The organism is Synechococcus sp. R5-12, from assembly GCF_047502655.1.
Lineage (GTDB): Bacteria > Cyanobacteriota > Cyanobacteriia > Thermostichales > Thermostichaceae > Thermostichus.
Genome location: NZ_JANSIM010000098.1, coordinates 1 through 11,076, shown reverse-complemented (window position 1 = coordinate 11,076; position 11,076 = coordinate 1). Strand labels below are relative to the sequence as shown.

The 11,076-nt window shown below is 59.7% G+C and carries 9 protein-coding genes, 1 tRNA gene and 1 pseudogene; 6 read left to right on the top strand and 5 right to left on the bottom strand.

What is annotated here, in order from left to right; genetic code table 11:
* Positions 1–255 precede the first annotated feature (255 nt).
* A complete protein-coding gene (locus NW843_RS06115; RefSeq protein WP_414342453.1) occupies positions 256–1,683 on the top strand; it encodes a folate/biopterin family MFS transporter in 1,428 nt (475 codons plus the stop codon).
* A 117-nt stretch (positions 1,684–1,800) separates the two neighbouring features.
* A pseudogene (locus NW843_RS06110) lies at positions 1,801–2,091 on the top strand (DUF6679 family protein); the annotation flags it as partial.
* Positions 2,092–2,407: 316 nt separating this feature from the next.
* On the opposite strand, the gene NW843_RS06105 reads toward NW843_RS06110, so the two are convergent.
* Positions 2,408–3,160, bottom strand: coding sequence for a segregation/condensation protein A (locus NW843_RS06105; RefSeq protein ID WP_414349871.1), 753 nt, complete (start codon positions 3,158–3,160; stop codon positions 2,408–2,410).
* A gap of 156 nt (positions 3,161–3,316) precedes the next feature.
* On the opposite strand from NW843_RS06105, the gene NW843_RS06100 reads away from it, so the two are divergent.
* From NW843_RS06100 to NW843_RS06090, 3 genes are all read left to right on the top strand, one after another.
* Positions 3,317–3,388 (top strand) — tRNA-Val (locus tag NW843_RS06100).
* A gap of 298 nt (positions 3,389–3,686) precedes the next feature.
* Positions 3,687–4,127 carry a hypothetical protein gene (locus NW843_RS06095; protein ID WP_238376922.1) on the top strand — a complete coding sequence of 147 codons (441 nt, stop codon included), beginning with the start codon at positions 3,687–3,689 and terminating at the stop codon, positions 4,125–4,127.
* Entirely contained in the window at positions 4,115–5,011 is an 897-nt protein-coding gene (locus tag NW843_RS06090) for a sulfatase-like hydrolase/transferase (protein WP_011432786.1), read from the top strand. Before NW843_RS06095 ends, NW843_RS06090 begins: the two co-directional genes overlap by 13 nt.
* A gap of 180 nt (positions 5,012–5,191) precedes the next feature.
* Here the strand turns inward: NW843_RS06090 and NW843_RS06085 are convergent, their stop codons facing one another.
* The 4 genes from NW843_RS06085 to NW843_RS06070 all read right to left on the bottom strand — a co-directional run bounded on the left by NW843_RS06085 (position 5,192) and on the right by NW843_RS06070 (position 10,212).
* Entirely contained in the window at positions 5,192–6,340 is a 1,149-nt protein-coding gene (locus tag NW843_RS06085) for an AI-2E family transporter (RefSeq protein ID WP_414341734.1), read from the bottom strand.
* A gap of 32 nt (positions 6,341–6,372) precedes the next feature.
* A complete protein-coding gene (gene fabI / locus NW843_RS06080; RefSeq protein WP_011432788.1) occupies positions 6,373–7,149 on the bottom strand; it encodes an enoyl-ACP reductase FabI in 777 nt (258 codons plus the stop codon).
* A gap of 219 nt (positions 7,150–7,368) precedes the next feature.
* Positions 7,369–9,174: an aspartate--tRNA ligase gene (gene aspS / locus NW843_RS06075; RefSeq protein WP_414522408.1), complete on the bottom strand. Its 1,806-nt coding sequence runs from the start codon at positions 9,172–9,174 to the stop codon at positions 7,369–7,371.
* A 72-nt stretch (positions 9,175–9,246) separates the two neighbouring features.
* On the bottom strand, positions 9,247–10,212 hold the full coding sequence (locus NW843_RS06070; RefSeq protein WP_414522407.1) for a metal ABC transporter solute-binding protein, Zn/Mn family: 966 nt from the start codon (positions 10,210–10,212) through the stop codon (positions 9,247–9,249).
* A 59-nt stretch (positions 10,213–10,271) separates the two neighbouring features.
* On the opposite strand from NW843_RS06070, the gene NW843_RS06065 reads away from it, so the two are divergent.
* Positions 10,272–11,033, top strand: a complete 762-nt coding sequence (locus NW843_RS06065) for a metal ABC transporter ATP-binding protein (RefSeq protein ID WP_011432791.1) — start codon at positions 10,272–10,274, stop codon at positions 11,031–11,033.
* Positions 11,034–11,076 lie beyond the last annotated feature (43 nt).

Sequence of the window (11,076 nt, the reverse complement as noted above, 5' to 3'; positions counted from 1 at the left end):
GCCCGCTCCGTACCGCTTAGCGGTCGGAGCCGGGTAGTTTACCTTTCGACCTCATTTCGACCTCATTATTTTGTAGATTTTGTAGCTCGGCTGGGTTGAGCAGAAAGAGCGCTGGGAAGCGCAACCCGTCCAAGGAGGTCGGAGCCGGAAGCCAGTTGGACAGGTTAAGGTGAAGAGACTGTTAAGATTCTTATGGTTTTGCTGTTGCCAAGGCAACACCGCACCAACTAACATCTCGCTACACTGCGACCGCTCATGATTCATCCTCTGCTGCAACGGCTGCACCAATCCACCCTGACCCCGCTGCGGGATATCCACTGGACGCCGGAATTGTTCGGAATCCTCTTGGTGTACTTTGTGCAGGGGGCGGTGGGGCTGGCACGGCTGGCCACCAGCTTTTACCTGAAGGATAGCTTGGGCCTCAGCCCGTCTCAGGTGGCGGCGTTGATGGGCGTTGCCATGAGCCCCTGGATCCTCAAGCCCCTCTACGGCCTGCTGTCGGATACCGTACCGGTGGCGGGCTATCGGCGTCGTCCCTACCTCTTGTTGTCGGGGCTTCTGGGGTGTGGGGCTTGGCTGGGGATGGCCCTGTGGGCACCGACGGCTGGTCTGGCCACCCTGTGGATGGTTTTGGGATCCCTGGCGGTGGCGGTAGGGGATGTAATCGTAGATTCGCTGGTGGTGGAGCGGGTACACGGCAGTGACTGGGCGGGGACGGGCACGCTGCAATCTTTAACTTGGGGAGCAACGGCCTTGGGATCCCTGCTCACCGCCTATTTGGGAGGAGCGCTCTTAGCCCATTATCCGCCGCAGGTGGTGTTTGGGCTGACGGCCTTTTTGCCGTTGTTCATCGCTCTGGCAGCTTGGGTTATTGCCGATCAACCGGTGGCGTTGTCCCAGGGCTGGGATCCCTTGCAACAACAGGTGGGGCAGGTGTGGCGGGCGCTGCGGCAACCCAGCATTTTGCTGCCGGTGCTGTTTGTGTTCGTTTGGCAGGCCACTCCCAGCGCCGATGCGGCTCTTTTTTACTTTGTCACCAACGATCTCGGCTTTGGGCCGGAATTTTTGGGTCAGGTGCGCTTGGTTACCAGCATCGCCAGTTTGCTGGGGGTAGGGATCTTCCAGGTGTATCTGCGGCGGATCCCACTGCGGCCCCTGTTCGGCTGGATGACCGTGATCTCGGCAGGGTTGGGCCTGACCAGCCTTATCTTGGTCTATCACCTCAACCGGGATTGGGGTATCGACGATCATTGGTTTAGCTTGGGGGACAGCCTGGTGCTGACGGTGGCAGGACAAATTGCCTTTATGCCGGTGCTGGTCTTGGCCGCCCGCCTCTGCCCCCCTGGGATCGAGGCCACCCTCTTTGCTCTGCTGATGTCGGCCTTTAATTTGGCGGGGTTTCTCTCCCAAGAGCTGGGATCCCTGCTGATGCATGGGCTGGGGGTAACGGAGACCGATTTCAGCCGGCTGGGGCTGCTGCTGATCCTGACCAACCTTTCTACCCTCTTGCCCCTGCCGTTTTTGGGCTGGCTGCCGGAAGAGAGCATAACCCTTGGCGGAGCAGAACTGGAGGCGGAAGCCCATGCCTCTCTGGAATCCTTTCTGCGGGATGTGCAGGCAGAAGAAGCGGAGACAGCCTTGGCGATGGAAGGGGTCTCTCTGGCCGAAACCGACCCAACCTAAAGAGACTCTGTCTGGCCTCGGGAAAGGCATACAGCCTCGGTGTCCAGCCGCTAAGATGGAGGGATGAGCTGGGTAGCCCCCACAACTCACTCGGATCTTTCACTTCAGGAGGGGACCGTGCTTCATCGTAGGATCTATCAACTCAGCCGCGAAGGCAAGGATGTGTGGATCTATCTGCGGGATCAGGGACGCTGGCTGGAACGGGCCAAGATCCTCGATATCGAAGGGGACACCATCCTAGTTCGCTACGAGACAGAAGATGAGGAGGAGATCTGCTCCTGGGAGGAGATGATTCGCCTGGAAAGCATTGGAGCTGTTGCTCAGCGCCTTTCCACCATTCCCAAGGGGATGCTCAGCACGTCAGATTTGCTCACCTCAGAAGACTGCCCTCCGGCTGAATTGCTGCATCCGCCACTGTTGCCTACCGAAGGAGAAGATCATCCCAGCAGCGAGCGCCTCGTGGAGGATTACTACCTGGATCGGGAGGCTCCTGCCGAGCTGCCGGTGCGCTCCAGTGGGGAAGATCTCAAACGGGCGGATCGTGCCCGGCACGATGCTGAAGGCACGGATTGAGTTCTCCGTTTGCCAGAGCGGCGCAGAAGAGCGCTTGACATCCTCAGGTTCAGACGCCAGCTCAGAAGCCTAGAGGTGGATGGCCCGGCCACGGCCAGAAAAGTTCTCTAGAGTTCACCTTGGCAAATGAAGGGGATCCCAAGGGCGGGATCTACTTTGCCAGGCCCTCAGTTGTGCAGGGTCGGATGGTCAGTGGGCCGTAGAACTCCTCTTGGCACAGCTCCACCTGAGAGCGGGCAGCCATTAGCAGCAATGACCAGAAGACTTGAATGGGGTGAATGGTCCCGCTGCTGCCGTTTTGATAGCTTTTTTGGCAAAAGTGTTGCTGGAGATCGACAAAGCTGATCTGGGTCAGACCCTGCTGCCAAAGCTGAGCCAGCAGAGATTCTAGCTCGGCGGTGGTTTCCAAAAGGTTTTCCGGGTGGGCTAGCTGAGTGATGGCCGACAGCGCTTGCTGGCGAGAAATCCGTTGGGCCAGCGGCTTTGGGGCAGCTTCGGGCTGGTGTTCCAGCAGGGTTTCCAGCTCTTGCAGGTGGGCGATGAGTTCTTTGAGGGTGATGGGCCGGGTACGTTGAAGACGGGGTGCTGCCCTGGGTTGCAACACGCGATCCAAGTGCGCCAAAGACCAGCTTGGCCAGGGATCCACTTCTACCTCCACCGGGCTGGGCTCACTTTCTTCTGCTTCTGGTTCTGCCAAAGCCATCGCCTTAAGATAGACCAACATGGCAGCGTGGAGCAGGGCTTGTCCCGACTCAGACAGGTCATGGCTGCTGCTGGTGGGAGCCATACGGGCCAGAAAGCGATCGATAACCTCGATGACCTGCACATCCCAGGGATCGATCTCGCCTCGTTCTGCCAAATCAATGAGCAGAGCAATTGCCTCTTCGGTCGGTGAGTAGGCCATAGCACCCCACAGCTCCCTGACCCTTACTGTAGCCCTCAGGCCGGATCCCGGCTATCTCTAGCCATCTCCCATGCCGATCCGAATCCTCTAGCTCAATCGCTGACGTGGTAATATAGAGATCCTGCTCTAGTCGATAGCTGCTAGAGTGGTATCTGCGGGCGGTTAGCACAGTGGTAGCGCACTTCCTTCACACGGAAGGGGTCACAAGTTCGAATCTTGTACCGCCCATACCCGCAAACCTGCTCCTGCAGCGAGCTTCAACAGTCCAAGTCCTTCTCCTGGAGGAGAGATACAGGCGGCTAGAAACGACTTTTTCCGCCCCGGGGTCTCCCTGAAGCGCGCCTTAGGGAGAGGGCTAATGGCTGTTGAGAACAACTCCGCTTGAGCTTCCAGCGTCTTTGCTGCCAGGCCAGTGGAGAAAGGGAAGAATGGTAGCCTAATAAAGGGTAGGGTTGAGGCCATGCAAGAATTTCGTCCCGCTAACGCGATCAGAAACCTTCGCTTCATACTCCTGGGCTTGTGGATCTTGAGCCTGCTCGTTCTCCTCATCCAAAACTGGGGATCCCCGGCAAGGGTTGTGGTGGGTGGGCAATCGGGATCCCCGCTTCCTCTATCGTTGGTGCTATTGGCCTCTTATGGGGCAGGGATGGGGCTGGGATTTTTGTATGTAGGCTCCTGGCGATTGCACGACCGGGTGTTCCAGCGACAGGCCATCCGTAAGTTAACTCAGTTGAGCGACCGAGTTCGCTTTTTGGAAGCCCAGCTGATTCCCCCCGACCACTATTTGCCCCAAGATCTGCCGGAGTACGAGCCGGATCCCCAAGCAGGCCGCTATTCCTATTCCAATATCCCGCCGGAACGCATTCGCGATCCCGCTCCTGAGGACGACGATGCGGCAGCAGCTCCCAACTGGCGGATTGTCCAGCGGCCCTACGCCGACGAGGAGGAGGAAGGATGGGATTCCTAAACTGGTGGAAATCGTCTGCCGCTCCTGCGTCTGAGCCCGACCCCCGCCCTGAACCGCGGGGACAGAACAACTATCTGCTCATCGTCCTAGACAGTTGCCGCTTCGACAGCCTGCTGGCGGCCAACCCCAAGCACTTGCTGAAGTTGGGCCCTCTGGAAAAGCGCTGGAGCTACGCTTCCTGGACGGCCCCTGCCCATTACAACCTGCTCATGGGCCTGCTGCCCCACACCAGCCCCATCCACGTTTTTGCGTCCGAGCACTACAAGCAAGATTATCTGCGCTACAACGAGCGGCTCGGCACCCGGCAACCCATTGAGTTCAAGCATCTGCTGCCTCATCTCTATTTGCCGACGCTGCTGAAGCATCAACTGGGCTACACCACCCACGCCATGGTCTCCATGCCGGTGCTCAACCCCAGCACGCTGCTGAATCGGGATTTCGATTCCTACCGCCTCATGCCCCAGCACAACGATATGGCGGCCATGGTGGAACAGTTGCGCTTCGAGCCGGATCGCCCCAGCTTTTACCTGTTAAACGTGGGCGAAACTCACTATCCCTACGCGCTGCCCGATGAGGATCCCAGCTTGTGGCCCCGCATCTCGGGGGTGAATGGGGTGTTGAAGCGGCTGGATGAAGGAGAAGAGGACGGGATCCCCTTTTTCGATTCGGCCCAGTTGGAAGAGCTACGGCAGCGACAGATCCAGGCGGTGCGCTACCTGGATGGGATCTTTGAACAGCTGTTCGACCTGGTTCCCAAAAACACCTACATCACGGTTACAGCCGATCACGGCGAACTGTTTGGGGAGGGAGGCTACTTCGGCCACGGCCCTATCCACCACGAAAAGGTGCTGGAGGTGCCCTTTATCGAGGGCAAAATTCGCTAGCCGGGATCCCTAGGGAGCTCGAGACCGTTTCCTGGACCCAACACCCTCGGCCCCTCTCCCCGAGGGAAAGGGTAGCCATCGATACAGCAACTGGGTTCACCAGGATTGAGCCTCTGCTTCGCTGCCGGTTAGGGTGATCTCCTGAAGCGCATGGACAGAGCTTCTTCCTTTTTCGGGTGGCTAGATCTGCTGGGTCTCCGGCTTGGGCAGGGTGGGATCCCGGCGGGGTTCGCCGTTGGCGCTACTCGGACGGAGCCCTTGCGGGGATCCTTTTACACCGGAACCCAACCCATCTTCGGCGGCCAGGTCGGCAGAGCGGGCGATCTCGTAAAGGCTTTTCACCACACTGCTGAGGGGAATGGCGACGATCACGCCCAGGATGCCCCCCAGTTGCGCCCCCACCAACAGGGCAATCAAGATCCACACTGGATTTAGCCCGATCAGCTCTCCCATCAGGCGGGGGGCGATGACCCGATCCTTCACCTGCTGCACGATCAGGGAAACCAGCACCACTTTAAGGCTGAGCCAAATGTCCTGAAAGGCCAGCAACACCGCCGCCGCCCCAATGCCAATTACCCCCCCCACCAGGGGGATGACCTCCAGCAGGCCGATCAGCAGGCCAAACAGGAGCCCGAAAGGTACCCGCAAAAACCCAAAAACCGGCACCAGCATCAGGGCCATGATGAACCCCAACACCAACTGGCTGATGAGGAAGTTCTGAAAGCTGAGGGCTAGGGCTTCGCCAATGCGCGGCCCCCAAGGTTTGGGGAAGAGGCTGAGCAACCCCTGCCAGAACTGGCCCCCGTAGAGCAGCATGTAGAGGGCCAACACCAGCACCAGCACCAAGTCGATCACCTGGTTGAACGTACCCAGAAGGAGATCCAGGGATTGGCCGGCAATTTTCTCGGCGCTGGCCTGCAGGCGGTTGAGAAGGGTATTGACCAGCTCCGTCTGGCCAAGGTTGATGTTGCGCTCGGCGGCCCAAAGGCTAATCTGGTCGAGCCAATTTTGTAAGGTGTCCACCCACTCTGGGATCCGCGCCCCCAGCTGCACCACTTGCTTGGCCAAGACCGGCACCACGGCGATCCCCACCAAGACCAGCAGCACCACCGAGAGAGCAAAGACCAGGGTGACCGCCAAACCTCGACTGACCCGATAGCGCCGCAGCACCTGCACCGGGTAGTTGAGCAAAAAGGCCAGCACCGCCGCTGTCAGGATGGTGGTGAGCAAATGCCCAAACAGCCGACCCACCTGTATGGCCAGCCAGCCGCTGATGACGATCAAGATCCAGGTGAGCAGCAACCGCTGCAAGGGTGAGAAGCGATTCATGCCGGAGCCATCCCCAAGGGATCCCAAAGCGCTTAAAAACCCAGGATGCTATACCCACTATCCACGTAGATCACCTGGCCGGTAATGCCGCTGGCCAGGTCGCTGGCCAGAAAAGCCGCCACATTGCCCACCTCTATTTGAGTGACATTGCGCCGTAGGGGAGCTTTCTCCTCCACAGCATGCAGCATGGCATGAAAATCGGAAATGGCCGATGAGGCCAAGGTGCGGATCGGGCCGGCAGAAATGGCGTTCACCCGGATCCCGGCAGGGCCCAGCTCGGCAGCCAGGTAGCGGACACAGGTTTCCAGGCCCGCTTTGGTGACGGCAGCCATGTTGTAGTTGGGCACCACTCGCACTCCTCCCAAGTAGGTCAAGGTGAGGACACTGCTGCCGGATCTCAGTAGGGGCTTGGCAGCCCGGCAGAGGGCAATCAGGGAGTAGGTGCTCACATCCATGGCCAGGGCAAACCCCTCCCGCGAGATATCGCTGAAGTTGCCGCTCAGCTCCTCTTTTTTGACATAGGCCAGGCAGTGAACCAGAATATCGACCTGACCCCATTTTTCGGTTACCCCCTGAAACAGATCGCTGATTTGCTGATCGCTTTGCACGTCGCAGGGGAGGAGAAAATCTGGCTGCAAGGGATCCGTGAGTTGCTGAACTTTGGTTTTGAAGCGATCCCGCTCGTCCGGCAGATAGGTAACCCCTAGGCTGGCCCCCGCTTTGTGCAGTTGCTGAGCAATGCCCCAGGCAATGGAGCGCTCGTTGGCAATGCCGGTTACCAAGGCTTTCTTTCCCGTCAGCTGTAGCATGGCAAAAAAAGTAGGGGTGTATTCCTTTCTATCCTCCCACAGGTGGGAGCTGGGGCTGGGAGAAGGGATCCCAGGCACTCCTGAACTCCCGTTAAAAAGGCCCAGCTTCCACAATGAAAGTCCTTTTGGTTGAAAAGGAATATTGTCTGCTGGATCTCCGCAGCCCTGTTACCCGTGCCGAAATCATCGAGCACCCGTGGTCGTTGGAAGATACCTCCCTCAACCGGGCTGATAGGTGGAAGCAACGTGCAGTTCCTTGAGCTGCTTCGCCTCAACGCTGGAAGGAGCGCCGGTGAGCAAACATCGCGCCTGCTGGGTTTTGGGAAAGGCGATGACATCCCGGATGGAATCTTCCCCGGCCAGCAACATCACCAGCCGATCCAGGCCGTAGGCAATGCCGCCGTGGGGCGGGGTGCCATACTCAAAGGCTTCCAACAAAAAGCCAAACTTGTCCCGCGCCTGTTCGGGGGTGAGGCCAATCGCTTGAAAAACCTGCTCCTGAATTTCCCGCTGGTAAATCCGCAGGGATCCCCCTCCTACTTCCACGCCGTTCCACACCAGGTCATAAGCCTGGGCCCGCGCCGTTTTCAGGTCGGCCAAGTCGTCGGGGTGGGGGGCGGTAAAGGGGTGGTGCAGGGCTTCCAGGCGATTTTCTTCGGCGTTGAACTCAAACATGGGAAAGTCGGTGATCCAGAGGAGATTCAAGGCGTTCTCTGGGATCAAACCCAGCTCCTGGCCCAGGTGCAGCCGCAGCCGGCCCAAAGACTCGTTCACCACTGCCGCCGGCCCTGCCCCAAACAGCAACAGATCCCCTGGCTTGGCCTGGGTGAGATCCAGCAACCGCTTCTCCTGCTCGGGGCTCAAGCTCTCTTTCAGGGCGCCGATGGTATCGAGGCTGTCGGGCCGCACCCGGATAAAGGCCAAGCCGCCCGCCCCATACTGGGTGACCAGCTTGAACAGATCCCCGCCTGGTTTGATGCGGGTGTTGGAGATCTTTTCATCGCCGCCGGGCACTGGCAGGATTTTGATCAAACCGCCCTCAGCCAGCACTTTGGCGAAGACTTTGAATCGGGATCCCTGAAACACCTCCGAAACATCCACCAACTCCATCCCAAAGCGGGTGTCAGGCTTGTCGGAGCCGTAGCGGGCCATGGCCTCGGCATAGGTCAGGCGCGGGAAGGGACGGGGCAGGTGGATCCCTTTGACAGTTTTGAAGATATGGCAGATCAGTCGCTCGTTGAGCTCCAGGATCCCTTCTTGATCCATGAAGCTCATCTCCATGTCCAACTGGGTGAACTCCGGCTGCCGATCCGCCCGCAGATCCTCATCCCGAAAGCAGCGGGCGATCTGGTAGTAGCGATCCACGCCAGCCACCATCAGCAGCTGCTTAAAGAGCTGGGGCGACTGCGGCAGGGCAAACCACTCGCCGGGGTTGACGCGGCTGGGCACCAGGTAGTCTCTGGCCCCTTCTGGGGTGGAGCGGGTGAGAATGGGAGTCTCCACCTCGACAAAGCCCTCCTCGTCTTCTAGGAAACGGCGGATGGCCTGGATGACCCGGTGGCGCAGTTGCAGGTTACGGGACATGCGCTCCCGCCGCAAATCCAGGTAGCGATAGCGCAGGCGGATCTCTTCTCGCACTTCCTCTGCTTCTTCTCCCGAGACGCTGAAGGGGAGCTGCTTGCCGACTGGACTGAGCACTTCCAACTGTTCGGCGTAGATCTCGACCTCGCCGGTGGCCAGGCGAGGGTTGAAGGAGTCGGGGGGCCGTTGCTGGACAGTTCCCGTTACCCGCACCACATATTCGTTGCGCACTTCCCCCGCCAGTGGATATGACTGCGGAGTTTTCTGCGGATCCGCCACCAGTTGCACGATGCCGGAGCGATCCCGCAGATCCAAGAAGATCACACCGCCGTGGTCGCGGCGGCGGTCGATCCAGCCGTAGAGGGTGACGGTCTGGCCGATGTGGGCCGGGCGCACTTGGCCACAGTAGAGGGAACGAGGCGGGCGACGGATGGCAGCAGGCATGGACGCGGTGAGATAACGAGGGTCTGAGCCCCTATCATACAAAACTCAGCCCCACCGTCTCGATGCTGCCCCTCAAGGACAGTCAGGGGATCCGCCCAAGGCTGCCACGATGGTGCAGGTGTTGAGGCGCATCATGGCGATGTAGGTTTCAGCACCGCTGCCTGCTTCCCCCAAAGAATCGGAGTACAGCTCCTGTTCCGCTACCTTGACTCCCGCTTCAGCGGCCACCGTTTGGATCAGGGCCGGGTTGAGGGTGGTCTCGGCAAAGACAGCCGGCACCTGTAGAGCGCGGATCTCGGCCACCAACCGGGCCACAGTCTGGGCGCTGGGCTGTTCTTCGGTGCTGATCCCCAGCAGGGATCCCCCCATTTTTAGACCGTAGGCTTGGGTGTAGTAGGCAAAAGCATCGTGAGTGGTCACCAAAACCCGGTTGGGAGGGGGGATGGTCTGAATTTGCTCCCCAATCCAGGCATGAAGCTCCTCCAGCTCTGCTCGATAGGCAGCAGCATTGGTTTGGAAGAAGGTCGCCTCGCCAGGCACCTGTTCCGCCAGCTCTTGGGCGATGCGCTCCACCATGAGGATGACGTTTTCCACATTGCCCCACACGTGGGGGTCGGGAGTGGGGATCCCATCCTCCTCATTGGTGACGATGGGATCGAGGATCTCGGCCAAGGCAACCCGCCGCGCCTGTTGGGCTGTGGCCTCGATGAGGCGCATCAACCCCGGCTCCAGGTTGTAGCCGTTGTAAAACACCAAGTCTGCCCGCTCTAGGGCCATCCCATCCGCCGGTGCCGGCTCGTAGATGTGGGGATCCATCCCCGGCTGCAGCAGGCTGGTGAGCTGGATGCGATCTTGGCCCACCTGCTCCACCCAATCGGCGATCAACGTAGTGGTAGCCACAACGCGGGGACGCGCCCAACCCGAACCGGCCAAGGCCAGAAAACTGCCGTTCCCGTCAGCGAGACAGAGTCCTATTGCCAAGCCGAAGGCTGCTACCCAACGGCGCCGCCCCCAAAGGAAGACAAGACTTTTGATCATCGTTTCATGGTTTAGATGTCCCTTTAGGGTACACTGGACTTACCGAAAATGAAAACAAAATGAAAAAGCAACTTCCTCCTCTCCCTCTTGGTCCGGCCAGGGGATCCCTGGTGGTGCGGGATCTGACGGTGCGTTACGGCAGCCTGCAGGTGCTGCAAGGGATCCAAGCTGAAATCGCGCCGGGCCGCGTCACGGGCATCCTCGGGCCCAACGGGGCCGGCAAAAGCACCTTTCTCAAGGGGCTGTTGGGGTTGGTGCCGCTGGAACGGGGGGAAGTGCGCTACGGTGGGCAAGCGCTGTGGGGAGAGCAAGTGGCCTATGTACCCCAGCGCTCGGCCATCGACTGGTCGTTTCCCGCCACGGTGTGGGATGTGGTGTTGATGGGGCAGGTGAGAGCTGCTGGCTGGTTTCGCCGCATCGGGAAAAAGGGGCAGCAGCGGGCTGCTCAAGCCCTGGAGCGGGTGGGGATGGGGGCCTACCGGGATCGCCCCATTGGAAAGCTGTCGGGGGGACAACAGCAGCGGGTGTTCCTGGCGCGGGCCTTGGCGCAAGAAGCGGAGATCTACGCCCTTGACGAACCCTTTGCCGGGATCGACCAGCCCAGCGAAGCTATTTTGTTCCAGGTGTTGCGGGAGCTGGCAGATGCCGGCCACATCGTGATGGTGGTGCACCACGATTTGGGGCAGGCCCGGGCCTACTTCGACGAAGTGCTCCTCCTCAACCGTGTCTTAATTGCCCAGGGATCCCCGCGGGAGGTGTTGCAGCCAGCGGTGTTGCAGCGGGCCTATGGCCGAGCCCTGCTGCTGGACTCAGCTGCCTAGGGAGCATGACTCTAGTCAATGATACGCTGGACTATACTGGAAA

Coding starts and splice junctions, on each gene's coding strand:
- NW843_RS06090 (WP_011432786.1), top strand. CDS start 4,115: ATGGGATTCCTAAACTGGTGGAAATCGTCTGCCGCTCCTGCGTCTGAG.
- NW843_RS06105 (WP_414349871.1), bottom strand. CDS start 3,160: ATGGCCTACTCACCGACCGAAGAGGCAATTGCTCTGCTCATTGATTTG.
- fabI (WP_011432788.1), bottom strand. CDS start 7,149: ATGCTACAGCTGACGGGAAAGAAAGCCTTGGTAACCGGCATTGCCAAC.
- aspS (WP_414522408.1), bottom strand. CDS start 9,174: ATGCCTGCTGCCATCCGTCGCCCGCCTCGTTCCCTCTACTGTGGCCAA.
- NW843_RS06070 (WP_414522407.1), bottom strand. CDS start 10,212: ATGATCAAAAGTCTTGTCTTCCTTTGGGGGCGGCGCCGTTGGGTAGCA.
- NW843_RS06115 (WP_414342453.1), top strand. CDS start 256: ATGATTCATCCTCTGCTGCAACGGCTGCACCAATCCACCCTGACCCCG.
- NW843_RS06065 (WP_011432791.1), top strand. CDS start 10,272: ATGAAAAAGCAACTTCCTCCTCTCCCTCTTGGTCCGGCCAGGGGATCC.
- NW843_RS06085 (WP_414341734.1), bottom strand. CDS start 6,340: ATGAATCGCTTCTCACCCTTGCAGCGGTTGCTGCTCACCTGGATCTTG.